The 26,935-nt window shown below is 41.0% G+C and carries 22 protein-coding genes and 2 tRNA genes; 14 read left to right on the top strand and 10 right to left on the bottom strand.

Annotated features, from left to right (window positions below):
- Window positions 1-22: 22 nt before the first annotated feature.
- The 3 genes from AC570I_RS06225 (at window position 23) to feoB (ending at window position 5,316) form a co-directional block, all read left to right on the top strand.
- Window positions 23-2,797 (top strand): TonB-dependent receptor domain-containing protein, encoded by a 2,775-nt coding sequence (locus AC570I_RS06225; protein WP_497404797.1) that lies wholly within the window; start codon window positions 23-25, stop codon window positions 2,795-2,797.
- A gap of 184 nt (window positions 2,798-2,981) precedes the next feature.
- Window positions 2,982-3,197: a FeoA family protein gene (locus AC570I_RS06220; protein ID WP_047800133.1), complete on the top strand. Its 216-nt coding sequence runs from the start codon at window positions 2,982-2,984 to the stop codon at window positions 3,195-3,197.
- Between the two features lie 10 nt (window positions 3,198-3,207).
- The gene (gene feoB / locus AC570I_RS06215; RefSeq protein WP_497404796.1) at window positions 3,208-5,316 is read left to right on the top strand and encodes a ferrous iron transport protein B; all 2,109 of its coding nucleotides are present in this window, start codon (window positions 3,208-3,210) and stop codon (window positions 5,314-5,316) included.
- 39 nt (window positions 5,317-5,355) lie between these two features.
- Here the strand turns inward: feoB and AC570I_RS06210 are convergent, their stop codons facing one another.
- Complete coding sequence (locus tag AC570I_RS06210; RefSeq protein WP_047800134.1) at window positions 5,356-5,832, bottom strand: Lrp/AsnC ligand binding domain-containing protein; 477 nt, start codon at window positions 5,830-5,832, stop codon at window positions 5,356-5,358.
- 158 nt (window positions 5,833-5,990) lie between these two features.
- Between AC570I_RS06210 and AC570I_RS06205 the strand changes: the two genes are divergently transcribed.
- Window positions 5,991-6,103 (top strand) — tRNA-Asp (locus AC570I_RS06205).
- Window positions 6,104-6,167: 64 nt separating this feature from the next.
- Window positions 6,168-6,312, top strand: a tRNA-Asp gene (locus AC570I_RS06200).
- Between the two features lie 225 nt (window positions 6,313-6,537).
- Here AC570I_RS06200 and AC570I_RS06195 read toward each other — a convergent pair.
- Window positions 6,538-7,632 carry an acyltransferase family protein gene (locus tag AC570I_RS06195; protein WP_497404795.1) on the bottom strand — a complete coding sequence of 365 codons (1,095 nt, stop codon included), beginning with the start codon at window positions 7,630-7,632 and terminating at the stop codon, window positions 6,538-6,540.
- A 376-nt stretch (window positions 7,633-8,008) separates the two neighbouring features.
- On the opposite strand from AC570I_RS06195, the gene AC570I_RS06190 reads away from it, so the two are divergent.
- Complete coding sequence (locus AC570I_RS06190; protein WP_497404794.1) at window positions 8,009-8,224, top strand: hypothetical protein; 216 nt, start codon at window positions 8,009-8,011, stop codon at window positions 8,222-8,224.
- Between the two features lie 405 nt (window positions 8,225-8,629).
- Here AC570I_RS06190 and AC570I_RS06185 read toward each other — a convergent pair whose 3' ends face one another.
- Window positions 8,630-9,496, bottom strand: coding sequence for an aldose 1-epimerase family protein (locus tag AC570I_RS06185; RefSeq protein ID WP_497404793.1), 867 nt, complete (start codon window positions 9,494-9,496; stop codon window positions 8,630-8,632).
- Window positions 9,497-9,522: 26 nt separating this feature from the next.
- Entirely contained in the window at window positions 9,523-10,782 is a 1,260-nt protein-coding gene (pepT, locus tag AC570I_RS06180) for a peptidase T (RefSeq protein WP_497404792.1), read from the bottom strand.
- Between the two features lie 60 nt (window positions 10,783-10,842).
- On the opposite strand from pepT, the gene AC570I_RS06175 reads away from it, so the two are divergent.
- Genes AC570I_RS06175 through AC570I_RS06165 form a run of 3 tightly spaced genes read left to right on the top strand, consistent with a single transcriptional unit; the run spans window position 10,843 to window position 13,955 of the window.
- Window positions 10,843-11,568, top strand: a complete 726-nt coding sequence (locus AC570I_RS06175; RefSeq protein WP_053058427.1) for a hypothetical protein — start codon at window positions 10,843-10,845, stop codon at window positions 11,566-11,568.
- A gap of 28 nt (window positions 11,569-11,596) precedes the next feature.
- A complete protein-coding gene (locus AC570I_RS06170) occupies window positions 11,597-13,336 on the top strand; it encodes a M14 family metallopeptidase (protein WP_497404791.1) in 1,740 nt (579 codons plus the stop codon).
- A 4-nt stretch (window positions 13,337-13,340) separates the two neighbouring features.
- Window positions 13,341-13,955, top strand: a complete 615-nt coding sequence (locus tag AC570I_RS06165) for a rhomboid family intramembrane serine protease (protein WP_497404790.1) — start codon at window positions 13,341-13,343, stop codon at window positions 13,953-13,955.
- Here the strand turns inward: AC570I_RS06165 and AC570I_RS06160 are convergent, their stop codons facing one another.
- Window positions 13,956-14,939, bottom strand: a complete 984-nt coding sequence (locus AC570I_RS06160; protein ID WP_497404789.1) for a hypothetical protein — start codon at window positions 14,937-14,939, stop codon at window positions 13,956-13,958.
- A gap of 137 nt (window positions 14,940-15,076) precedes the next feature.
- Window positions 15,077-16,213, bottom strand: coding sequence for a hypothetical protein (locus AC570I_RS06155; protein ID WP_497404788.1), 1,137 nt, complete (start codon window positions 16,211-16,213; stop codon window positions 15,077-15,079).
- A gap of 117 nt (window positions 16,214-16,330) precedes the next feature.
- Between AC570I_RS06155 and AC570I_RS06150 the strand changes: the two genes are divergently transcribed.
- A complete protein-coding gene (locus AC570I_RS06150; protein WP_497404787.1) occupies window positions 16,331-17,362 on the top strand; it encodes a dipeptide epimerase in 1,032 nt (343 codons plus the stop codon).
- Here the strand turns inward: AC570I_RS06150 and AC570I_RS06145 are convergent.
- A complete protein-coding gene (locus AC570I_RS06145) occupies window positions 17,340-17,537 on the bottom strand; it encodes a DUF6358 family protein (RefSeq protein WP_047800144.1) in 198 nt (65 codons plus the stop codon). The two genes, AC570I_RS06150 and AC570I_RS06145, sit on opposite strands and share 23 nt — an antisense overlap.
- 111 nt (window positions 17,538-17,648) lie before the next feature.
- Window positions 17,649-17,966, bottom strand: coding sequence for a rhodanese-like domain-containing protein (locus AC570I_RS06140; RefSeq protein WP_047800145.1), 318 nt, complete (start codon window positions 17,964-17,966; stop codon window positions 17,649-17,651).
- Window positions 17,967-18,092: 126 nt separating this feature from the next.
- On the opposite strand from AC570I_RS06140, the gene AC570I_RS06135 reads away from it, so the two are divergent.
- From AC570I_RS06135 to AC570I_RS06125, 3 genes are all read left to right on the top strand, one after another.
- Window positions 18,093-19,217: a DUF4407 domain-containing protein gene (locus AC570I_RS06135; protein ID WP_497404786.1), complete on the top strand. Its 1,125-nt coding sequence runs from the start codon at window positions 18,093-18,095 to the stop codon at window positions 19,215-19,217.
- Between the two features lie 66 nt (window positions 19,218-19,283).
- Window positions 19,284-21,116 (top strand): M61 family metallopeptidase, encoded by a 1,833-nt coding sequence (locus AC570I_RS06130; RefSeq protein ID WP_497404785.1) that lies wholly within the window; start codon window positions 19,284-19,286, stop codon window positions 21,114-21,116.
- A 14-nt stretch (window positions 21,117-21,130) separates the two neighbouring features.
- Complete coding sequence (locus AC570I_RS06125) at window positions 21,131-22,435, top strand: M20/M25/M40 family metallo-hydrolase (RefSeq protein WP_497404784.1); 1,305 nt, start codon at window positions 21,131-21,133, stop codon at window positions 22,433-22,435.
- Between the two features lie 104 nt (window positions 22,436-22,539).
- Here the strand turns inward: AC570I_RS06125 and carB are convergent, their stop codons facing one another.
- Both carB and AC570I_RS06115 read right to left on the bottom strand, forming a co-directional pair.
- Window positions 22,540-25,377 carry a carbamoyl-phosphate synthase large subunit gene (gene carB / locus AC570I_RS06120; RefSeq protein ID WP_497404783.1) on the bottom strand — a complete coding sequence of 946 codons (2,838 nt, stop codon included), beginning with the start codon at window positions 25,375-25,377 and terminating at the stop codon, window positions 22,540-22,542.
- A 210-nt stretch (window positions 25,378-25,587) separates the two neighbouring features.
- Window positions 25,588-25,905 (bottom strand): carboxypeptidase regulatory-like domain-containing protein, encoded by a 318-nt coding sequence (locus tag AC570I_RS06115; protein WP_497404782.1) that lies wholly within the window; start codon window positions 25,903-25,905, stop codon window positions 25,588-25,590.
- 433 nt (window positions 25,906-26,338) lie between these two features.
- Between AC570I_RS06115 and AC570I_RS06110 the strand changes: the two genes are divergently transcribed.
- Window positions 26,339-26,872 (top strand): AAA family ATPase, encoded by a 534-nt coding sequence (locus AC570I_RS06110; RefSeq protein WP_497404781.1) that lies wholly within the window; start codon window positions 26,339-26,341, stop codon window positions 26,870-26,872.
- Window positions 26,873-26,935 lie beyond the last annotated feature (63 nt).

Here is a 26,935-nt window from a genome sequence, read left to right as displayed (position 1 = left end):
TAATAATCAGCAAGCTAACCAGATGAGGAGAATTTTTACGCTTATACTTATTTTATGTTCTGCATTTGCCTACGCTCAAAAAACAGGTAATGTAAGCGGCCGGGTCATTCAGTCAAAAGACAAAAAACCAATTGATTACGCATCAATTGCCATTAAGAATCTTTCAGATTCTGTAACCTTTGGTGCGATGAGTACTGGTGAAGATGGAAAATTTATATACAAAGGGTTAAAGCCAGGCACTTATCGCCTGTATGCTGCTTTTCTCGGATTAAAAAATACCACTAAGGATTTCACTATTTCTGCTGATAAAACTGATATTGAATTGGGGGATGTGGTGCTCGAAGGGGCAGCTATCGATTTACAGACAGTCGAAATCAAAGCGGAAATACCGCCTATTGTGGTCAAGAAAGACACACTCGAATTTAATGCAAGTTCTTTTAAAGTTATTGAAAATGCTGTAGTAGAAGATTTATTGAAAAAGCTGCCGGGGGTTGAGGTGGATAAGGCGGGCGCAATAAAAGCACAAGGGGAAACCATTACCAAAGTGAGGGTAGATGGGAAGGAATTTTTTAGTAATGACCCTTTGCTTGCCACTAAAAATCTCCCTGCTGATATGATCGATAAAATCCAGATCATTGATGAGCTATCAGATCAGGCACAATTTACAGGGATTGATGACGGTTCGCGTACTAAAATCATCAACATCACCACCAGGAAGGACCGCAAGAATGGCTATTTCGGGAATTCGACAGCGGGTTATGGCTCAGATGACCGCTATGATATTAATGCCAACATGAATCGTTTTAATCAGGACCGTAAAATCAGTGTAGTCGCACAATTTAACAATGTAAATAAACAGAATTTTGGCGGCGGCCTCGGCGGTGGCAATGGTGGAAATAATGGAGGCCGTGGCGGTATCACGGATACCAAAGCTGGCGGAATTAACTTTGTGGATGTTTATGCCGATCAAACCGAGGTTAACTTTAGCTACTTTGTAAATAAATCAGATAATCTGATCGAACGAAACAGTGTTACCCAAAATCTCCTGGGAAATGTAACCACTATCTTCGACAACAAACAAGTGAATACCTCTGATCGGTTAAATCACCGCTTAAATTTTATGGTCGATACCAAACTGGATTCTTTAACCTCTCTGCGTATTCAACCCAACCTAAGCTATACCAATAATGAAAGCCTGAACATTAGCCGCTATAACCGGGATTATAAGCGCTACATGATTGACGGCTCACAAACCCTAACAAATCATAGCACTGCTCCATCCATAAGCAATAATATCCTGCTGCGTAAAAAGTTCATGCGACGTGGCCGTACCTTGTCGCTGAACCTGAATACCAACATTAATAACAATGACTCCGAAAATTACAATAATAATCCGGAGACAAGAATCGACAGCGGTAATGTCACTACACCCAAATTAACCAACCAGTTTAATGATCAGGAAAGTGAATCGCTGAGCCAAAGTACCAGGCTGGTGTATACAGAACCAATCAGTAAAACATTAAGCCTGGAGTTCAACTATCAGAATGGCTATAATCACAATACATCAGATCGTTATACCTATAACTACAATCCGGCTACTTTGCAATATGATCTGCTCGATCAGACTTACAGTAACGTTTATGAAAATACCATACTAACCAATAATGCCGGGTTTAGCTTCAACACCAACGAAAAGAAATATAACTGGAATGTGGGTATAGCCGTGCAGAACACAGACCGGACCAATAACAATATCAGCCGCGGTTATATACTCAGACAGAATGTATTCAACTACACGCCTTCTGCCATGTTCCGGTACAATTTCAGCAACAGCAAACGATTGGTGTTTAATTATAGGGGAAGCACCAACCAGCCAACCATACAACAGTTACAGCCTATTCCAAACAATACCAATACACAAAGTATTCCCGTTGGTAACCCCGATCTGAAACCTGAATTTAATAACACCCTTAGGGTAGCCTATAATACTTTTACTGCCGGTAAAAACCGGTCATTGTTTATCAACCTAAACCTTACACAAACCTCAAATCGTATTGCAAACAGCAGCAGCCTGATCCAAAGTGGCGACGATCAGGGTAAGCTTGCCATTCTTCCTGTTAATGTGAACGGTGTTTATTCTGGTAACATTACCTCTTCCCTGAGCTTACCCATCATGGAAGAAAACAAACTTAACTTTCACATTAATATAGGCGGAAATTACGATCGGGATGTGAATTTCACCAACTCGCTTAAAAATATAACCAACAGCTGGTCAGTTAATAACGGTTACCGTTTGGTTTCCAACCTGGAGAAACTTGATCTAACTGCAGGTGTGAGCGGATCTGTAAACCGTGCTACCTATTCCGTACAGCCAAATTCCAATACCCGATATTATACTTTTAGTCCCAACGTAAGTGTAAGTTATCTTTTTCCGGGGGATATACGATGGTCGGTTGATGCCGATTACAATCAGAATACTGGAAGAGGAGCAGATTTTGATACGCATTTTACACTTATTAACTCTTTCATCAGTAAACAGCTTTTCAAAAACAGGGGTACTTTCAAAGCTGCAGTGAACGACTTACTGAACGAAAACCAGGGCGTAAGCCGTACTGCAAACAACAATACCATCCGTGATGAAAGTTTTAATGTTTTGAAGCGTTACTTCATGTTTTCTTTTACCTACTCCTTAAACCGGATGGGCGGCCGTAATATGATCCGGGGTAATCAGGAAGGCGGGGGTAGAGACCGTGGATTCGGCGGTGGCGGCTTCGGCGGCGGCAGGTCGAGAAACTAGAAAATTGTAGCTATATCAACCTTTTTAAGTAAAATTTACCGAAATTTGGATACTGAAAAGGCGCTCTTATTTGGAATAAATCTAAAGAAAGGCTAACTTGCGCCCCAATCAGCACATGGATCAGCAGGGCCTGATAATCGAATCGGATCCACTGTAAAATGGTTACTTAAATCAAAGGCATCAGATGAAACTATCGCATCTAAAAGTAGGGGAAAAAGGGACAATAGTTGCCTTCACAGATCTTGACATGTCGGTTAAACTCATGGAAATGGGTTGTTTGCCTGGCGAAGTTGTGGAGGTGGAGCGCTTTGCTCCACTTGGTGATCCAATGGCGATTCGTGTGGCAGGTTATCAGCTTTGTTTGCGTAAAAGCGAAGCTGAGGTAATTATCATACAATAAATAAGCTGGTTTGGATATTAAAGTCGCATTAGTTGGTAATCCCAATACAGGTAAGTCTACGCTTTTTAATCGTTTAACAGGGTTAAATCAGAAAATAGGAAATTTCCCGGGTATTACTGTCGATAAAAAGACAGGCTATATGAAGCTTGTTAATGGCAAGGACGCTGAAATAATTGATTTACCCGGAACTTATAGTCTCTATCCGAAAAGCAGTGATGAAAGTATCGTTTTTCAGGTATTGGCTGATGAACAGAACAGCAGTCACCCCGATCTTATTGTCCTGGTTGTAGATGCATCAAACCTGAAGCGCAACATGCTTTTATATTCGCAGGTTGCTGATCTCGGAATTCCGATGATCCTGGCATTGAATATGATCGATCTGGCAGAGAAACAGGGTATAGAAGTTGATCTGGATAAACTGGCGGGAAAGCTGGGTGTTCAGGTGGTATCCATATCTGCCCGAAATAACATCGGCATGGATAAGCTGAAACAAGCCATTTCCAACGCCAACAAAATTGCTACCCAGTTTCAGGATGTGGATGTGAGCAGTTTGGCACCCGCTGCAATTAATGCAATTAAATCAAAGCTGAATTCTGATAACGATTATTATGCGTTGCAGGTTTTGCACCAGCACGAATACTTGACTTTCTTTACTGAACAGGAGCAGCAGGAAATTGAGGAGATTGAACAATCCCATCAGTTTGAATCCTCGAAGATTCAGGCTGCAGAAACCATAGCCCGTTATAAACACCTGTCTTCAGTATTGTCGGGTGTGGTATCAGATAGCGGAACAGCCAAGAAGTTTGTATTCAGTGATAAGCTTGATGGTATTTTAACCCATAAAATCTGGGGCTTTGCCATATTTTTACTTATTCTCTTTGTCATATTTAACGCCATTTTCGCCTGGTCATCGTATCCGATGGATTTGATAGAAAGCAGTTTTGGTTATGTCACCGATCTGGGGCATGAATATCTGCCTGCGGGCATGCTGACAGATTTAGCTCTGGATGGCGTAATTGCCGGTTTAGGTGGAATCTTTGTGTTTATCCCTCAAATTGCCATATTGTTTGCATTTATCTCCATCCTGGAAGATACCGGTTATATGGCAAGGGTGACTTTCATGATGGATAAGATTATGAGCAAAGTTGGCCTGAGCGGGAAGTCGGTTGTTCCGATGATTGGTGGCTTAGCCTGTGCAGTGCCATCCATTATGGCTGCCCGTAACATCGAAAACTGGAAAGACAGGATGATTACCATCATGGTAACGCCGTTGGTGAGTTGCTCGGCGCGTTTACCTGTATATATCCTCATCATTTCTTTAATTATTCCATCTGAAAATGTCTGGGGTATATTTAACATGCAGGGACTTGCCCTGATGGTGATGTATCTGGTTGGTGTAATTGCTGCGGTTCTTGTCGCCTGGATAATGAAGTTTATCATTAAAACCAAAGAGCGTGCCTATTTTATTATGGAGCTTCCTGTTTACCGCATGCCACGCTGGAAGAACGTTTTTTATACCATGTATGAGAAGTCGAAAACTTTTGTCTTCGAGGCAGGTAAGGTCATCATTGCAATATCCATTATCCTCTGGGTAATGGCATCTTTCGGGCCCGGAAACCGTTTTGAGAATATTGAAAAGAAATACGAAAGTGCATTAGCAGATACCACAAAGAACCCGGAACATATCAATACGCTGATTGCTACCGAAAAATTAGAAAATTCTTATGTAGGCATACTGGGTCGGTGGATTGAGCCTGCCATTCGTCCGTTGGGCTACGACTGGAAAATCGGCATTGGATTAATTACCTCATTTGCTGCCCGTGAAGCCTTTGTAGGTACCATGGCAACCATTTATAGTGTTGATGGGGGTGATGAAGATACGTCAACCATCCGCGAGCGTATGTCGGCCTCTGTTCACTCACGAACAGGCTTACCGGTATATACTTTTGCAACAGGAATATCCCTGATGTTGTTTTATGCTTTTGCTATGCAATGCATGAGTACCGTGGCGATTGTTTACAGGGAAACCAAAGGCTGGAAATGGCCGGTTATTCAAATTGTTTACATGACAGCCATGGCCTACTTCGCCGCATTAATCGCATACCAGTTGTTGAAGTAGGCACCATAGCATCATCTGTGAATTCCGTCAGGGATGTACCTAGCCCAGCTCAATCTGTCGTTTAATACTTTCTTCCAGGGAAATTAAGGTTTCCGTGCGTTGAATTCCGTTTACCGCCTGAATTTCTTCATTTAATACATGGCGGAGGTGATTGGTATCGCGACAAATAATTTTAGCGAACATACTGTACGATCCGGTGGTATAATGTAATTCAACAACTTCCTTGATCTTGTTTAGCTGGGCAACTGCATCTTTGTACTGAATACCCTTCTCTAAATAAATACCCAGGAAAGCACAAATATCGTATCCTGCTTTCTGTGGGTCGATGATCAGGTGTGAACCTTTAATAATGCCCATTTCCTGCAGTTTCTTCATTCTAACGTGTATTGTACCGCCCGAAACAATCAGATCTTTTGCTATTTCTGTATAAGGCTTTGTGGCATCCTGCATCAATTGCTTTAATATATCGATATCGAGGTTGTCAATTTCTAAATTGGAATTGTCTTTTTTAAGCATATTTTTGAATTATGATAAGCGAATTTACTAATATTTATCAATATTATAAAAATAAAATTAAATGTTTAAAATATTTGCAAGGTATTTATAGTTCCTTTACATTTGTATCAAGCAATTAACAAAAAGGGAACGTTCTTTAACAGATTTGCTTAACATACTGTAGGGTGGTGAAACAGGCAGACACACCTCCTTGTCTCGGTGGCGGAGAATAATGGGAATACCAGCAATGGCTAACCACTCCTTGGAGGTTCGATTCCTTCCCCTACAGCCATTGCAGTCACAATATACGTTTTATTTAAAAAGTAAGACCATTAATTGGAAACTGTTAATTTAAATGTTGGGTGGTGAAATTGGCAGACACGCCTCCTTGTCTCGGTGGTGGGGAATAATGGGACAAACGCAGTTTATTGGGTTGACCACAAATTAATTTTTTGAACTGTAGCTAACTACCCCTTGAAGGTTCGACTCCTTCCCCAACAGCATTTTTTATGAATAATAAGTTAGTTAATTGAGCAATCCTGGATAGGTTGCTCTTTTTATTTTCAGGCCATTTTGCAGAAACAGAAATGTTTAAAAATGAGAAAGCCCCATATCTCTATGAGGCTAAAATGAATGTCTTATAAGTATCCACCGATAAAACTAAACCAAACAAACTATATACTAAACGCAAGTCGGTTTGAATTGTTTTTAATTTTTTAAAAAAAATTAAAGATTCCTGGTATCAGTATCCAACCATCTTTTTTGAAGGTATTTCCTGAGTGGTTGGTCTATCCATATCATCACCAGGTAGGCGATGAGTACCAGTAGCATTACTGAAATAGCAACAATCAGCACGAGTTGGTTACCCGTTGGTTTATAGGTGTTGTAATAATTTCCGAATATCCATAAAGCTCCATAATGCGTCATATAAAGCGGATAGGAAACTTTACCAATCAGGTTACAGCATTTTTTTATACCTTCTGTTACATCAGTTCCTGCTCCAAGTGCAACCAGGAACGGAAAGTAAAGGAACACCACCAGTGTTTCCGTAATCCAGCTGATTGAAATAAACGGCATGATAAAGGCAAGAAATAAAAGGATGGCTGGTACAATAAAGCCCAGTTTGTTTTTGATGATCCATGACGAACGGTATACTAATAACCCGGCCAGGAAAGAATAAAAAATTCTGGCTCCACCTTCCCAGAAGGTAGCACCACTCCAGCCACCCATCAGTGAGCCCGTAGTGTAGCTTACGTAAAACAGGACTATTGTTGCGAGGATGAACAGACCGGTCAGGTATTTTCTGGACAAGCGGCAAAAAATAAAAGCATATAAAATATTGGCAATATACTCCCAGAAAAGAGACCATGACGGGGCGTTTAATCCAAATAGATTAAATGCACGATCTTCCATCTCAGGAAAAGGAATCAATAATAATGAACTGATAAATAGGATTATGATCCGGCCGAGGCTATAACCTGAAGCTGCAGTAGAAAAAGGATCAAATAAAAATGTCAAAAGCCCTAAAAATGATCCAACAACTACCAGCGGATGCAGCCTGATGACCCTCGCTTTGAAAAATTCTGTTATTCCAAGCTTTTCCATTCTGTTGTCATAAGCGTACCCGATTACAAATCCCGAGAGACAGAAAAAGAAATCTACAGCCAGAAAACCATGGCCAATGAAATTCTTTGTCCAGTCGGTAAAAATAATTTCCATGAAATGGAAAATGACAACCGACAAGGCCGCTACACCACGTAAACCATCAAGAACGGCGAAGTGTTGCCGGGTATCATTGTTGCGATAGGAAATTGTGTTCATCGGTAGAGTAAGCCGTTTTATGGCTTTACTGCAAGGATAAAAAAAATGTGAAGATTATTCCAGGAATGGAGTATGGTTGTTACAAACCAAAAGTGCCTGTTGCTAAACGCGGTCTTAAAAATTTTTTGCTATAGAAAAAGCCTTTCTTTTGGAAAGGCTTTTTTGTGTTAATCTAAATCGTCCCGTTGATTCAAGTATAACGATCTAAATGTAAGTGTTTTATAGTCCTGTTCCAATTAAAAGGTAAAAATACCCTGGTCTTTGTATCAGTAATTCTAACATAAATTTATTTGAACTTGATATTTATCAATTTTAAATCTTTTGATGCCATGTTCGGGGAGCCTTTGATTATTTTAAGTTATTATTTAAGAAAATCATGATCAAAGTCATAAACCCCTATGTAGAAGAAAGCAAACTGGACGAGCTCAAGATTGGTGATGCGATAACAAATGGAGGTGGCTATACCGATATCATTGTACACATCGAGACACTCATTTCTTCCAAAGGTAAACTCTACTCCATCACCACCCGGTCAGGGATCATTTTTTCTGTAAATAAATATCCAAACCGCAATACCCCAACAGGCGACTAAGCCTTTTCCTGCGGGATTTCCACTTTATCCGGATTTCAACATCTTGCTGCCAGCTGCAGATTTCATTCAAATTTTCCTGTTGCTGTTCCTACGACTTGCCTCATAGTTTCTTAGCTATTTTAATTTCTTGTGTATGACTGCCGAAATGCATCATCAGTTGGACTTGTCTTCTTTAAAGATAAGCGTAAGCCAGAAAAAAGATATCGGGCATACTCACACAAATCTTAAAGTGAAATCAAACACAACTTACCCAGTGCTTAAACAGTTGCTGACTGGGTAACCACTGGGTAAGCACTGGGTGAGCACTGGGTGAGCACTGGGTAAAAACTAAACGGTTATGCCTTTTCACCTACTGTAAAACAGGCTCAATTTTACCGGGTTTTTTAAGAAATTGAAATGTTACCTTTAGAAGCACTCTACTTCCCAGAAGCGCAACCAGTTTTCGTGGGGACTTAATTTAATGATGCCTTCCTTGTGACGAAGTTCCTGATCGTGATCGATACCATCCGCAACCCCGCACCATGGTTCCAGACAAACAAATGGTGCATCTTTCGCCGCCCAGATGCCAAAGAAAGGGAAATCTTCAAAATGAAAATGTAAGCCAAAGTCATTTTTGGTATTTAGCAGGCTGATACAGTTACTTTGCAATGTTTTAAACACCAAGGCATCGTTGTAGAAGAGTTCATGCCTGAGCTCCAGTTTGTGGCCATTAAGTTCGATATTGCTTGTGGTATTAGCTACCAGGCCATCCTTCAGTTCCCAGTAGGTTAATTTATCATCGCTGTTAAAGGCTAAATAGTAGTCACTATAGGTCGTGTCAGGTGTATTAGGTACTGCAAATGCAGGGTGAGCACCAAGAGAAAATAATAGCTCGTCAGTCCCATTGTTGATTACTTCGTAGGTTAAATTGAGTTTCCGGTCAATTAGCCTGTATCTCAATTTTAACTCGAAGTAGAAAGGATAAATCTTTAAAGTATCTTCCGATTGAGATAGGGTAAAGACTGCTTCGGTTTCGCTTATTTTTTCAACGCTAAAAACATGATCCCTTGCAAAACCATGCCTTGGCAATGCATAGTTTTTTCCATTATAAATAAAGCTGTCGTTTTTTAAAGAGCCTACAATAGGGAATAATACCGGACTGTGTTTTCCCCAGTATTTAGAATCGGCATTCCACAGGTATTCAATATTTGTTTCCTTGCTAAAAAGGCCTTGTAGTTCGGCGCCTTTGGCAGCCAGATTTACCCTTAAGTAATCGTTTTCGATGGTGATCATGAGGTGCTAAAAATAACAAATTCCATTTAAAACTCACCACGCTCTTCCCATATACAGGCAATATTGATAATGGTTTGCACGGCTTTTTCCATATCCTGTACACTTACCCATTCCTGTTTACTATGAAAGGCATGTTCACCAGCGAAAATATTCGGGCAGGGCAAGCCCATAAAAGATAATCTCGAGCCGTCGGTTCCGCCGCGGATGCTTTGTTTTTTGGCAACAACGCCTGCCCGCTCGATAGCTTCCACTCCGTATGCCACAATTTGTGGGTGTTGATCCAATATCTGTTTCATGTTTCGGTATTGCGGGGAAATCTTGAGGTCGTAACTTGAGCCGGGATATTTTGCCATTACAGATTCGACAATCGTTTTCAGGTGCGCTCCGTGTGCCTTCAGCCTTTCATCTGTAAAATCCCTGATAATGAAATGTGCTTCAGCCTGCTCCACTTGCCCCGAAATACTCACGGGGTGGATAAAGCCTTCCTTTTGACTGGTGGTTTCAGGGCTTAAGGTATCTTTAGGGAGTGTGTCAATGACTTCTGAGATAATTTTAATGGCGCTTTCCATCTTTCCTTTTGCAAAGCCCGGGTGTGTGCTTACCCCATCGATGATTAGGAATGCGCCATCGGCAGAAAAGGTTTCATCTTCAATTGAACCTAAAGTTTCGCCATCAATGGTATAGCCAAAATCTGCGCCCAGTTTCTGCAAATCTACCTGATCAACGCCGCGACCAATCTCTTCATCAGGCGTAAAAAGCACTTTGATTGTACCATGTTTTACCTCCGGGTTTTCCATAAAAAACCTGACCGCTTCCATAATCTCAGCCAGGCCAGCCTTATTGTCTGCACCCAGTAATGTGGTACCACTAGCTGTGATGATATCGTTTCCGATTTGATACTGCAGGTCTTTATGTTCAGACAATTTTAAAACAACTTTGCCGTCATCCGGAAGGATGATGTCCTGGCCTTGATAATTGTCATGAATAATCGGTTTAACATTTTCCCCGCTGCAGTCAGGAGAGGTATCCATATGGGAGCAGAAAAATATAACCGGTAATTTTTTATCACTGTTAGCTGGGATTGTACCATATACATAACCATTAATGTCTATTTCTGCATCAGAAATGCCCATTTCCTGTAATTCCTGAACTAAAAGCCTCCCCAGATTTTTCTGTTTTTCTGTAGATGGACAAGTCAATGATTGAGGATCGGACTGTGTGTCGATCTTAGCATATTTTATAAAACGCTTCGCTAAAGAGTTGTTAAAGCTGGTGTATTTGTTCATAATTCAAAGGTAAAAGTTATAGATATTGAATAAACATATTATTTTTGTTAAAAAAACGATATGATTTTAAGCCGTTTGAAAAAGTCTTTCCTGCCCGTGACCTTCATTTTCGTTGCCAATTTCACGTTTGCGCAATCTAACTATTTCAAATATTCATATGGATTTGGCGGTGGAATAAATAAATCCTACACCGACGTTTACGAAGGAAGTATAGGCTATACCACTTATGGTGTATTTGAATACAATTTAACCCCCTATGTTACGCTTGGACTGGATGGACAATACGGAATGGTTCAGGGGGGAGACATTCATACCGATCCTTATAACAGGCAGTTTGTTACAAAATACACCAGCGTTACCTTAAATGCCAAGGTGATGATGGGCGAGTATGTGTATTACGATAAGAGTGAGTTTTTATACAATTTAAGAGGCTTATATTTTGGTTTGGGCGTGGGCTTCATTAACAATAAAGTTACTGATGTAGTTCGGCAAAGGCCAAGTTTTTCTAATGATCCTGGCTATACCTTTCCTGGTAAAGATAAAAGTGTTAATCTGCATGTACCCATCAATGTTGGTTTCAATTATTTTATTACGGATGGCTATGGTTATCAGCGCTATATCATCAACATTAATGCCCAGGCAAACTACACTTTTGGAGAGGGACTGGATGGTTATGATGACCCGAGCAATAAGTTCAAGAACTATTCTCCCGATATCTTCAATGCTTATACGATAGGGTTTAGGTACATGTTTGGTACAATTAAAGCCTACCGTAAAACCCTTTAATCGTAAACACAATTCTTATATTTACCGCATGAGAAATATTTTCATGCTGGGCCTGATTCTCTGCACGCTTCACGCTTTGTCGCAAGAAACACCATTTGAAAAAAGTGGGAAAACAGAAACTGCCACTTATGATGCAGCAATAAGCTATTATCAACAACTCGCTAAATCTTATCCAAAAGCAAGACTACTGAGCTATGGCGCAACAGATTTTGGGAAGCCATTGCACCTGTTGGTTCTATCGAACAGTCAGGTTTTTGATCCGGCCAGTCTCCGGAAAAGTAAAAAGAGCATTTTACTGATCAATAACGGGATTCATCCGGGAGAGCCCGAAGGCATAGATGCATCAATGATGCTGGCCAGGGATTTGTTAAAAGCCGACAAACTGCCAAAGGATGTGGTGATCTGTATCATCCCGCTTTATAATATCGACGGCAGTTTTAACCGAACCGCTACATCAAGGGCAAACCAGAATGGCCCGGTAGCATATGGGTTTAGGGGCAATAGTAAAAATTTAGACCTCAACAGGGATTTTATCAAAACAGATTCAAAGAATTCGGCTACATTTCAACACATTTTCAATACCTGGCAGCCGGAAATATTTGTGGATACGCATACCAGTAATGGTGCCGACTATCAATATGTGATGACGCTGATTCCGACGCAGAAAGATAAGTTAAACGCCATTCTGTCCGGATACCTTACCCAGACATTGGTTCCGGGTTTGTATGCCGCAATGGACAAGAAGGGCTATCCGATGATTCCTTACGTAAATTCGATTGGTGAAACCCCTGAAACAGGAATAACTGGTTTTATCGAGTCGCCAAGATATTCGACTGGCTACACCACCCTGCACAACACTATTGGATTTATGCCGGAAACGCATATGTTGAAATCTTACCAGTTGCGTGTGGATGCGACCTATAAGCTGTTACAGAGTTATATTGATATTGTTCAACGCGATTCCAGGTTGATCATCGCCAATAAGCAAAAAGCAGATGAGGATGTGGCGAAGCAAATGGCCTTTCCTTTAGACTGGAAACTGAACAAGTCGGAGGTTAATGATATCTCTTTTAAAGGGTACGAAGACGGACAAAAACCCAGTGCGGTAAGCGGAGCAGATCGTTTGTATTACGACCGGACAAAACCCTATACGAAAACCATTAAAGAATGGAATAAATTTGAACCGGGTATCACCATCCAAAAGCCTGTTGCCTACATTATTCCCAAGGCCTGGGATAAGGTAACAGATCTGTTGAGGCTCAACCATGTGAAAATGTTTGAGCTGAAAACAGATTCGAAAATTCCGGTTGAAAGTTATTATATAAGCGATCTAAAAACCGGATCCAGACCTTATGAGGGGCATTATCTGCATTCGGGGGTAAAGCTGACCCCTACCTTGCAAACGCTCCAATACTATGCGGGTGATATTGTGGTTTACGTTAACCAGTCTACAAACCGTTATATCGTTGAGACGCTGGAGCCCCAGGCAACAGATTCGTTTTTTAACTGGAACTTTTTCGATTCCATTCTGGATCAGAAAGAACATTATTCTGCTTATGTATTTGAAGATACAGCCGCTCAGTTACTCCAAAACAATCCCGGTTTAAAAGCACGTTTGGAAGCAAAGAAATCCACAGATAAAGAATTCGCCGGAAACGCTGCTGCTCAACTTGATTTTGTCTATAAAAATTCTGATTATTACGAAAAAACACACAACAGATATCCGGTTGCACGTTTGTTAAAAGATGTGAAACTCGATTTAAAATAAACCCATGGAATACTTCAATATTGCTCCTGTAGCCTCACTGATTTTTGTTTTTACTATAGTAACCAGTTTATACGCGTTTTACGATCAATCACTTTATGGCAAGTTTATGCTGCATCCTTTCACGGTTTCGAGAGGCCGTAACGTATGGACAATCATTACCAGTGGGCTGATCCATAAAGACTGGATGCACCTTTTCTTCAACATGTTCACTTTTGTGGCTTTTGCCTTTACGCTGGAAAGGTTGCTGGGTAGCTGGCAATTCGGACTGTTATATTTTATTTCTTTGATATTGAGTGATTTGCCTACGATTTTCAGACACAGGGAAAACTTTAATTATAATAGCCTCGGCGCATCAGGTGCCATCAGTGCGGTGCTTTTTAGCTTCATTTTATTTAGTCCGATGACTAAACTCTACATCATGTTCATTCCGATAGGGATACCTGCTGTTGTTTTCGGCTTTCTTTATCTGATTTATTGTGCCTATGCCTCCCGCAACTCACGAGACGGTATCAATCATGATGCTCACTTTTTTGGGGCATTAACAGGATTGATATTTACCATCATCTTTGTGCCTGGTATTTTGCAGAATTTTATTGCTGCCATAATGAATGGACGATAGTTATCCTGCGGCAGGCAGGCAAGGGTTTTCGAAAAAGCTCATCGGGTTTTCGGGATCTTTAATGATCTCGAACTTAACATAGCCCCATGGTTTCCAGAAGTTTTCCAACACCTGAGCGTAAACTTTGTGTTGCCATACATCAAACAGCGGTTTGCTCATATTTCCTCTCAGCGGCATGGCCTCGATATAGGTAGTTCCTTCAACCGGCATAAAGGTATATTCAGGCAAACGGTTAAAGAGGTAGGCTGAATAGTAGAATCTGGCTGTAAGTTCCTCAAACTGTTCGGCGGTAAGCGCTTTTTCTGCAATCTCTTCAATGATCTGATGATGATAACGCTTATTGGTTCCATTGTCTTGCAGGCAGGCAACAATACCAAAATCTTTAAACTTTAGTGAAAAGGTCAGTGTATTGATTTCATCGCGGAAGCTAAAAGGGGTTTCTGTATTTTCCAGTTTTACTACTGTGATAGACCAGGGGGTAAATTCCTCAAATTCGATACTGGTATAGAGGCTTTGCAGCATGAAATTCAGATTGGCAAATTTCATCATCAGAGATTGCGACATGTTTAGTCCATCGGCAGTCATTTCATTTCGTAAGGCAGAATGCATTTCGATATACACAAAGCCATAGAGAAATTTACCGATCCAGTTGAAAAGATCACGCTCAGGCAAAGCAGCAACCGCTGCATAACCTTTGGCAAAGGCATGCTGAATCTTTTCTTCCAGCGGGTTAATAAACTGCTCATTTACCTCGCTGTTCACCGGAATCACAAGTGTATTATAGGAACGAATACTTTCATCCAAAAATTGAATTTGCTCTTCGCCGGTTAAACCGGATTGATCCAACAGCCATTTTGGAATCAGTGGTGCCTGTATAACAGGCGTATTGAAGGTGTTGCCACTTAAGAAGCATTTTTTATATAAAAAATCAAACTTTTGGAAGGGATTGTATAAGCCGGTATTCATCGGTACAATATTAGCCATTATATTTTAAGGGCTGGTTAAGCATAATTTATTTTAACGCTGGGATTACCGAAGGAATTATTGTGGCGATAGCCTAAGCTATTTTGAATCCCTGCAGCGAGATCAAAACGCTGCGGGGATTGCTAGGCTGTCTGATTTTAATAATTGTTGTAGAAGTAGCCTATCTGGTCGACCAGCTGACTGTAAATAGGCTTTGTGAATTCCAGGAACAATACATTTGGTGGCGGGGGCAGGGATTCTTTTCTTCTGGTGAGTACCAGCTGATTTTTATCTAAAGCACGGTCGTCGCCTTTGTAGCTGGCCCAGCTATCCCTCCATACATAGGTTCCCGGAAACTTTTGCTGGCGGATAACTTTTTTGCTCTGCCAATCCATGATGGTCATATCCAATAATCCGGAGGAAGAGATATTTTTATCAAATATGCTCAGCGTTGCTTTGACTGTTCCATAAATGGGTTTACGCTCGCGTGTTTCGCCAATCACCACACTGTCGCGTTTGATTTTTTCAACCCTTTCTTTCACGTAGGTCTGGCCAACAACAAAATCGTCAAAATTCAGGCTCAGTACCTGGTCGGGAACAACTTTCTGATCGGTTGCCTGGTCTTCGGAATAAAAAATCACAAACTTGTTTTTCGAATAGTTGCCTATAAAACCATCAATCTGCTGCTGGAAGTAATCGGCACTCAATTTATAAGGGCCTCTGTTTACCAGGATAGGTTGCACCACTACGCGCGTTACAGCCGCCCAATAGGCCTCATCCAATTTAGCTTTTACATCTTTATAATTGGGTTGCAGGTTTTGGACTTTTTCAAATTCGTAATAAGCTTTTTTAGCCGATGACCGTGTGTTTTCATTCAGGAAGCCTGTGCCCGAACTATATCTTGCCGCCGCAGCATTATACCTGCTATCCGCAACTTCTTTTATATATTTCGCCGGATTGGGTACAATGGTTAAGCACGCGGGGCAGGTATTGATATCATCGGCCAGCTGGTTGAGTTTTTGATAATCGTACGTGATCTGCTCCCATCTGAATAAATCGTTTGATAATTTAGCTTCATCTATTTTGCGAAGGTGATCCTGAATGGCAAACTCATACGCTGTTTTTAAAACCTGCTGGGCTTCTGCATTTTTCGGTGAATTTTGTAAACGGCTTACGGCTTTGGCTACAGAAGCATCATAATCTCCTTTTTGCAAAGCATTTTTACCCGTGGTACACCCGGCTAAAATAATGTAGCATAAATAAAGAAAATACCGGAGTTTTGAAATCGTTTTCATGGCTGAGCGAATTTATTCAAGGGATGAATATAGTGCAATTTATTCATTCATTGATTGGTTTTAACTGTACTTTTGCAAGGATATCACCACCTTGATTTTATTATTAGACGATCAGATATGAAAATTAGTTGCAAGCCTTTTGAATTGATTCTAAAACATCCTTTTTCAATTTCAAAGTTTACCAGAACGAGTACGCCTTTAATGCTGTTGAAAATTCAATATGAAGATGTAATTGGTTATGGGGAAGCATCTATGGTTCCATATATGGGCGAGAGCTACGAAAGCGCTGCAGCCTTTATAAGCAATGTGGATTTAAGCCCTTTTAAATATCCTTTCAATTTTGATGAGATCATCAGTTATCTGGACACTGTTGCGCCAGGCCAGCCAGCTATAAAAGCCGCCATAGATATTGCGCTGAACGATATTAACGGAAAAATACAGCGCAAACCATGTTATGAAATTTATGGTGCTGACCTTGCAAAAATGCCCGTTACTTCCTATACCATCGGTATAGACACGCCTGAAGTGATCAGGGAAAAACTGAAGGATGCTGCAGACTTCAAAGTAATAAAGGTAAAGCTGGGTAGGGATAACGACCGTGAAATTATCCAAACCATCAGGAGCATGACCAATGTACCTTTATATGTTGATGCAAATCAAGGCTGGAGCGACCGCATTAAGGCGATAGACCTGATTTACTGGTTACATGATCAGGGGGTGGTTTTGATAGAGCAGCCTATGGATAAAAATGATCTGGAGGGGAATGCATGGCTTACACATCGCAGTCCGGTTCCCTTACTCGCAGATGAGGCCGTGCAGCGTTTGGGCGATATGGAGCGCTTGAAAGGTGCTTATCATGGGATTAACATTAAGCTGATGAAAAGCTGTGGGATGTATGAGGGAAATCAAATGATACTAAAAGCCCGTTCCTTTGGTATGAAAGTTTTAATTGGCTGTATGAGTGAAACGAGCTGCGCAACGCTGGCGGCTGCGGCGCTGGCGCCATTATGTAACTGGGCAGATTTGGACGGACCCTGGTTAACCGTAAATAACCCTTTTGCCAATCCTGTTTTTGAGAATGGTAAGTATGTCCTGAATGACAGCCCCGGTTTAGGGCTCGAAGGTATTACTTCGGATCTTTTCCTTTAAAAGATTTCCTGATGTCTTTGGTAAGCTGATATTTAAAATAAAATAAACAGCAGGCTACACCGATTAAAAAACCTCCGGGAAGGTATTTAGCATTGTTGTAGCACCAGACTACCCCTAGCACAGAAAGGATAATGGCGAGGTTATAAAAGATATTTAACGCGAATTTTTTACCCAAAGTTTTGAATTGAATGTGTGATGAAAGAATGATGGAGTGATTGAATTTTGAATGATTGGTCAGGTGAATGGATTACTACATTCAATCATTCAAAATTCACTCATTCAAAATTTAATAAACCGGCATGTTCGGATCAAAAGCTTCCTGCCATGCTAAAATCCCACCTTTTAAGTTATATAAATTGTCGTAGCCATACTGTGCTTCCAATTGCATCACAGCAGCAGCGCTTCTTTTACCACTACGGCACTGGATAATTACTGGTTTGTCCTTTGAAACTTTATCAGCCTCAATTAAAATTCCGCCCAATGGAATATTCTCTCCATCCAGGTTAGAAACTTCATATTCGAATGTCTCACGAACATCGATTAGTTGAAAATCTTCTTTATTGTCGATTTTCTCTTTTAGTTCTTGTACCGATATCTCTTTCATTTTGATTTTTGTGTTTATGCAAATATAGGAAAATCAAGTTTACGGAAATGATCAAAAAAAGACATATAATTTTGCGCTAAACTGTAACAACTTTAATGCTTAGGCGTTTAACTATAAATTCTTAAAATGGACAAACTTAACCGTTTTTTCTGGTTTTGTTCTGGCGCACATATCCCTACACTGGAAAAGTATCCTACAGAGCAGAATAAATATACCGGCATTGGCGCTACTATCTTTTTTACAGGCTTATTTGCTGCCCTTTCTGGTGGCTATGCCATGTATTTCGTTTTCAAGGGCGACAATCTGGCTGTAATATTTGCCATTGTTTTCGGCTTTTTATGGGGTGCCGCCATATTTAATATGGACCGCTACATTGTATCGAGCATTAATAAAAGTGCCAGTACCAATAAGCAGCTTTTACAGGCCACCCCACGTATTTTACTGGCGATTATGATTGGTATGGTGATCTCCAGGCCAATTGAGCTCAAGATTTTTGACAAGGAAATTAAGGAACGCCTGAAGGTGAGCTATCTGAACGGACAGCGGGCAAAAATTGACACTTTAAATAAGGCCTTTGAAAACAAATACCAGGTTGAATTTGGTCGTTTAAACCAACAGAAATCCACGCGCGACTCGCTGGAAAAAGGAATCAAGGCAGACAGACAAAAACTTAACTTTGAAATATTTGGTAATAAAACTACTGAAACGTCAGGCGTTATGGGCTACGGACCCTATGCCAAACGAAAGGAAGCAGAAATAAAGCAGCGCGAAACGGAGCTGGATTCATTAAAAGCCGGTATTGCCAAATCAGAGACCTTTGTTAACAAACGCAAGGAATTTGATGGCCTGTTTAACGAAAAGCTGTATACCAAAAAGCAACTCGACAGCCTGGCCGATGTGGCGGGATTTGCGGACCGCAACTGGGCCCTGGGTCAGTTGAAGTTTAACGTAGATGGTTCAAGTGATAACAATACGGCTATTGCGGTTACTTTTATCGGCCTGTTGTTTATTTTCTTTGAATGTTTACCTGTTTTCGTCAAGCTGATGAGTGCCCGCGGACCATACGATTTTGCCTTATCTGATGGGGATGAGGTTTCGGTTTACTTATCTAAAAAAGATAAGGATTTTCATTTTGAGGTTGCCGATCAAATCCACGAGACGAGGGTAGATTCGGAGTCAACCAAGCAGAAAGAAATCATTAAAGGAAAGGCATATCGCGATCTGGAACGCTATAACCGGGGTGAAGAATAACCTTAAGACACTTCCGGAGTGCCGGATGATAGAAATGTATCCTGATTTATTTGTAATTTTAGTTCCATGAAGAAATTTTTAGGCACCGCTTTATTCAGCGTGCTGTCATTCGCCTGCTTTGGTCAGGATGAAATTAGTTACACCGTCTCCTTTCCAAATGCCATCCACCACGAGGCTGAAATTACTATGTTGATACCGAGGGTGCCGGCAGGGCCTTTAAAAGTGAGGATGAGCCGCTCCTCTCCGGGACGCTATGCTACACACGAATTCGGTAAAAATGTATACAATTTTAAGGCATTTGACCCAAACGGGAAGGCTCTGGCGCTGAAGCAACCAGCTGGTGATGTTTATGAAATTCCTGATCATGGCAACACGGTTAAAGTTACTTATACTTTATTTGGCAATTGGATAGATGGTACCTATGCCGGTTTCGATGAAACCCATGCACATATGAATATCCCTGCCACGTTTGCCTTCCCGCTTGGTTTGGATGCACGTGCGCGCCTGGTTAAGTTCAACTATGAGGGGAAACAAAACTGGAAGGTAGCCACACAGCTTAAACCAATGGGCAACAATACTTTTTATGCTTCCAACCTCCAGTATTTCATGGATAGCCCAACAGAAATTGCTGATTATAAAACTGCAAGCTGGGACGTTAAAAATAAGGATGGAAAAGTGCAGACCATTCATTTGATTACCCATTCTGATGATAGTCAGGAAACCATTAACCAATATGCCGAAATGCTGAAGAAAATGGTTGCAGAACATTACGCGGTATGGGGTGAATTTCCTGTTTACGATTATGGCCATTATTACTTTCTTGATGACGTGTATCCGGCAAATGCGGGAGATGGTATGGAACATCGCAATTCGACGTCAATCGTTCAGCGAACATCTAAAATAGCAGGCTACGAAGGCAATTTGCTGGGCACCTTTTCCCACGAATATTTCCATAGCTGGAATGTAGAACGTTTGCGGCCGAAAACTTTGGAGCCCTTTAACTTTGAACACGCTAATATCAGTGATGAGCTTTGGCTGGCTGAAGGTTTTACACAGTATTATGGTGGTTTATTATTAACGCGATCGGGCTTAAAGACGGTAGACAATGCGGTTCAGGCTTTTAACGGAATGGTAAACGCAGTGCTCAATTCACCCGGCGCAAACCGATATTCTCCAATCCAGGCAAGCAGGTATGCTGTTTTCGCCGACGCAGGGGTTGCAATAGACCAAACCAATAAAAACAATATATTTCTTTCCTATTATACTTATGGTGCTGCCACTGCTTTAGCGCTTGATCTTCGGTTGCGTTCGGAATTTAAACTTACGCTCGACGATTACATGAGGGCGCTTTGGAAAGCCTATGGCAAACCTGAAATCGCTTACACCGTACCCGACCTGGAAAAAACGCTTGGTGAATTGACAAAAAGTACCGCGTTTGCGAAAGACTTTTTCGGCAGGTACGTTTACGGAACGGAAAAAAACGACTATGCAAAATTATTGCTAAATGCGGGTTTCGTTTTGCGCAAGGCAAATCCGGGTAAAGCATATACAGGCTTTGGGCGTGTAACCGTTGAAGGTGGGAAAGTAAGTTTGCCGCAAACTTTAGTGGGCTCTCCAGCTTACCAGGCAGGATTGGATGCTGACGATGTGATCCTAACAATGGGTGGTAAAGAAGTTAAAGATCTGGCAACCCTGAACGCTGCTTCAGCAGATTTCAAACCCGGCGACGTTGTTGATGTTACTTATCTTTATCGTGGTGAATCGAAATCAACCAGGTTAACTTTTGCCGAAGACCCGGGGCTGGAAATCGTAACGATAGAGAAAACCGGAGGAACATTAACACCGGCTATGCAAAGTTTCAGGGATAATTGGTTAAACTCGCTAATAAAATCAAAATAACAGAATATACAACAATGAAAAAACTATTCCTATTTACGCTTGTCGGGATGGCGGGTTTGCAGCTGAAGGCGCAAAATATTGATAAAATCATCACCAGAGCATATACTGATCACCTGATTAAAACACTTAGTGCTGATGACATGCAGGGACGCGCCACGTTCACACCTGGCATTGATAAGGCTGCAACCTTCATCGAATCGGAATTTCAACAGATTGGTTTAAAACCTTTAACGGGCGAGAAGACTTTCCGTCAGACTTTTTACAAGTATCAGATTACGCCACAAAGCAGTAGTGTAAAAATTGATGGTCAGGCAATACCAACAGAAAAGATTTTTGCTACCGGTGTAAATGCAGCGAAAGTAACGTTAAACCAGTCAAATACTGCTGTGATCAGGTTTGATCCGGAAAAGCCTTTTGTTGAACAGCTCCGGGCGGTAATGGGCTCGACTAAAAACCAATTGATTCTGGTAGATGAAAAGTTTACTGAATATTTTAACCGTTACAAGGGACGTTTCAACAGGGCCGGAATAGTTGATGCAAAAGATATGGAGCCTGGCAAGCAGGCTGTTCAGGTTTTTGTTTTAGGAATACCTTCTGCCACAAGTTTTAATGCAGAATTTACTGCGGGCATCAAAAAAATGCCGCTTTTTAATGTTGCCGGAATGATTCCCGGTAAGTTGAAAGCAAAAGAGCTGGTGGTTTTCTCCGGGCACTATGATCACCTGGGTGTGTTGAAAAGCGTAGAGGGAGATAGCATTGCAAACGGAGCTGATGATGATGCATCAGGTACTACGGCCATGATTGCCCTTGCCAAATATTATAAGGCACAAAAAAATAACGAACGTACGCTGATTTTTGTTGCTTTCACTGCAGAGGAAATTGGTGGCTTTGGTGCGAAATATTTCTCAGAGAAATTGAATCCCGATGAGGTTGTAGCGATGTTCAACATCGAAATGATTGGTAAAGATTCGAAATTTGGCAAGAATACAGCCTTTATAACAGGGTATGAAAGGTCTGACTTCGGACAAATATTACAAAAGAACCTTGCCGGAACAGAATTCACTTTTCATCCGGATCCTTATCCTGAGCAAAACTTATTTTACAGAAGCGATAATGCGACGTTAGCTGCTTTAGGTGTTCCGGCCCATACCATCAGTACCGATAAAATTGATATTGATAAATTATACCATACAGTTAAGGATGAATACAGTTCTTTAGATGTTGAAAATATTTTATCTACCATAAAGGCTATTGCCAAGAGTGCAACTACTATAGTGAATGGCACTGATACGCCAACGCGAATCCCTAAATTAAAGTAATAGCAGATTAGGCTGAACGGGTTTAATATCAAAAAGTATATTATACAAAGAAGGCCGGTGCATTTGCACCGGCCTTTACTATTTGTTGAGTGTTTGTAAGCAGGTTACTTGCTTAAATACATCGATTTGTCTTTATAAAGCTTACGGAAGTAAGGATCTTCGAGATCTTTGATGAAACGGATCGCTTCACCAGTTGATTTCATCTCAGGGCCTAATTCCTTCGTCACTTCAGGGAATTTCTCATAAGAGAATACAGGTTCTTTAATTGCATATCCCTGCAATTTACGTTCGATGGTGAAATCTTTCAATTTTGCCACCCCCAACATAATTTTAGCTGCGATATTGATATAAGGAACATCGTAAGCTTTTGCAATGAAAGGAACTGTACGGGATGCCCTTGGATTGGCTTCGATTACATACACCTTCTCATCTTTAATGGCGAACTGAATGTTCAATAAACCTTTTACATTTAAAGCCTTTGCGATTTTGATCGAATATTCTTCCATTGCTTTGGTTACCGTTTCGGGTAAGCTAAAGGTTGGTAGTACTGCGAAGGAGTCTCCTGAGTGTATCCCTGCAGGCTCGATGTGTTCCATCATACCTACAATGTGAACATCATCACCATCAGAGATGGAATCAGACTCAGCTTCTTCAGCCCTGTCTAAAAAGTGATCAATTAATACGCGGTTTCCAGGTAAATCACCTAATAACTTAACTACTGCTTTTTCAAGGTCTTCATCGTTAATGACAATGCTCATGCCCTGACCACCCAATACGTAACTTGGACGAACCAATACCGGATAACCCACTTCGTTCGCAACCACAATTGCTTCTTCAGCATTTTCTGCTACACCATATTTTGGATATGGAATGTTCAGCTCTTTTAGTAAGTCTGAGAAACGACCACGATCTTCAGCAATATCCATGTTTTCGAAAGAGGTACCAATGATTTTGATCCCTTTTTCGGTTAACTTTTCGGCCATTTTAAGGGCTGTTTGACCGCCTAACTGAACAATCACACCTTCTGGTTTTTCCAGATCGATGATTTCGCGAACATGCTCCCAGAATACCGGTTCAAAGTAAAGCTTATCTGCCATGTTGAAATCGGTAGAAACCGTTTCAGGGTTACAGTTAACCATGATGGCTTCAAACCCTGTTTCTTTGGCAGCAAGCAGGCCGTGTACGCAAGAGTAATCGAACTCTATACCCTGACCAATACGGTTAGGGCCAGAACCTAACACGATTACCTTTTTACGGTCAGACGCGATGGATTCATTTTCTTCTTCGAAGGTTGAATAATAGTATGGCGTTTGTGCAGGGAATTCAGCCGCACAGGTATCAACCATTTTGTAAACCCTGCGGATGCCTAATTCTTTTCTGCGGTCGTAAACGTCATCTTCTGTTACGTTACCTAACAGCCAGGCGATCTGAACGTCAGAGAAACCTTTTTGTTTTAGCGTGAAGAAGAAATCACGCGGAATATTATTTAATGAATATCTTTTTAACTCAGTTTCTAAGGCAACAAGCTCCTGGATCTGGTTTAAGAACCATTTATCTATTTTGGTAACTTTGCGGATCGACTCCAATGGAACACCCATTGCCATCGCATCTTTGATTAAAAACAGGCGATTCCATGAAGCATGCTCCAAACCGTCCATTATTTCTTCGATGTTACGAACCTGACGGCCATCTGCCCCTAAACCTGCACGGCCAATTTCAAGACTCTGACAGGCTTTTTGTAAAGCCTCGATGAATGTGCGGCCAATTGCCATTACCTCACCTACAGATTTCATCTGCAAACCAAGCTCTTTGTTTGCACCTTTAAATTTGTCGAAGTTCCAGCGGGGAACTTTTACGATAACGTAATCTAAAGTAGGCTCGAAGTAAGCTGATGTAGTTTTGGTAATCTGGTTTTCAATTTCATCCAGGTTGTAGCCGATGGCTAGCTTAGCTGCGATTTTGGCAATCGGGTAACCTGTTGCTTTACTTGCAAGTGCCGATGAACGTGAAACACGTGGGTTGATTTCGATGGCGATAATATCATCGTTTACAGGATTTACTGAAAACTGTACATTACAACCACCTGCAAAAGTTCCGATGGCACGCATCATTTTGATGGCTTGATTTCGCATTTCCTGATAACAACGATCAGACAATGTCATTGCAGGGGCAACCGTAATTGAATCTCCGGTGTGGATACCCATTGGATCGAAGTTTTCGATTGAGCAAATGATAATTACGTTATCATTGCTGTCTCTTAATAATTCCAATTCATATTCTTTCCAACCTAAAACAGCCTGTTCTACCAAAACCTCGTGAGTTGGAGATGCCTCTAAACCGCGTTTAAGTGCTGCATCAAACTCTTCCTTTTTATGTACAAAACCACCACCAGAACCACCTAATGTATACGATGGACGGATTACCAATGGAAAACCGATTTCCTGGGCAGCTTCTTTACCTTCTAAAAAGGAGTTCGCGATCTTAGATGGCGCTACCCCCACACCGATATCAACCATTAACTGGCGGAAAGCCTCGCGGTTTTCGGTTTTTTCGATAGCATCAACATCCACACCAACTACCTTAACACCATATTTTTCCCAAACACCACGCTCGGAAGCTTCTACGCAAAGGTTTAATGCAGTTTGTCCACCCATGGTAGGCAATACAGCATCAATTCTTGGCAAATCTGAAGAGGCAATGTGCTCCTGTAAAATAGTCTCAATCGAATCAACGGTTAGCGGGCGAAGATAAACATGATCGCCGATGACCTTATCCGTCATGATGGTGGCCGGATTTGAGTTGATGATAGAAACGGTGATTCCTTCTTCTTTTAAAGAAAGAGCCGCTTGAGAACCCGAGTAATCAAATTCGCAGGCTTGTCCAATAATAATTGGTCCTGATCCGATAATCAATACTGAGCGAATGGAAGTGTCTTTAGGCATGATAGCTTAATACAAAAATTAAAATTCTAAAGTTTTGACCTGTTAAAGGTGAAGAAGCAAGAAGGTTTTTTGCTTTGAAAATAAGAAAATCCCAACTGTTCTGTCGGGATGCAAAGATACACCTTTAAAAGGTATTTAGGGACTATTTTTTTAAAATAAAAAAGAGGGCTTTAAAGGCCCTCCTGGTAAAGTTATTTTGCGCAGAAATGTTTATTGTTGTAATTTAATTTCGCCCAGATCAGTCGTCGCACTATCTTTAACGGCCACCTTTTCTATGGTAGTATCTTTATATGGCGCATTTGCTTTAATAGTGATGGTATAAACACCTTCTTTGAGATTTGAAAAGCCAAAGGCACCTTGTAGAATATCAGCTTTTAAAGTATCTGTTCCTGCTACAAGTGTAACAGCAGCAGCGCCATCGGCAGGGCTGATTTTACCTATAATGCCACCCAGCTTTGCATTTGTAAAAGCTATAGCACCAAGAGCCATCACAATGAGTACCGATAACATTGCACATATCTTTTTCATGGGATTATTTTTTAGGATGTACAGTTAATAACGCAGGCATTGGGAAATAGTTTTAAAAAATGAACACTTAAAGTTCCAATCGTAGTCTAATTGGTACATCGTTTTACCAAAAAGGATTAGAATGCCATTAGAAACGTTAATTACTGTTAAAAAGACGGCGAAAATATGCCGTAGCCCGTCAGATTTAAGTCACGAAGTTGTGGTAAAGGAAATATTGGCAATAATGTTGTAATAAGGAGAACATATACGCGTTTAGTATATACTTTAGAAAATGATCTAAAGCTTCCTCTGCGGAGTAGTTAACCGCCATGAGGATTTCTTCATAAATAGTTTGTTTGGTTTATTATCCGGTTAGAGGAGCCCTCCTCAACCGGATTTTTTCATTTAAAAGGTTTTTCTTTTACATTTGGCTAATATCGCCGAAACATTTATCGTGAACAAGTTAATCAAAAAAATTGCTATTGTAGGTCCGGAAAGTACGGGAAAATCTACCATGTCTCAGTTGCTGGCCAACCATTACCGCGTTTCCTGGGTACCTGAATATGCACGCTATTATTGCGAAAACCTGAATGGCCCGTATACTTTACAGGATGAGGTTAACATGTATTACGGGCAGGTAGCCTTAGAGGATGCCATTTTAACGGTAGCTGAAAAAGATTTTATTATTTGCGATACTACATTTGTAACCGTAAAAATCTGGAGTGATGAGATGTTGGGGGAAACACCCCAGATTGTTCTGGATGCACTGCCTGCACGGTCTTACGACCTGTATCTTTTGATGGATATCGATCTTCCGTGGCAGCATGACCCATTACGGGATTTTCCGGAAAAACGGGAATACTTTATGGCCATCTGGCATAAGGAATTAAAGGCATTAAATGCCAGCTATGAAGTAGTTGGTGGTTTGGGAGAGATGCGCTTTAAAAACGCTGTACAGGCTATTGATGCTTTTTTAGCTGAAAGTTAGCCATAAAGGCTGCAAAAAAATTTAATATTTTAACAATCATTGACATATTTTTCTACATTTGCC

The sequence above is a fragment of the Pedobacter sp. A2324 genome (genome assembly GCF_059693705.1).
The sequence above is the reverse complement of the archived record's forward strand: the minus strand, read 5'-3'. Positions and strand labels throughout refer to the sequence as shown.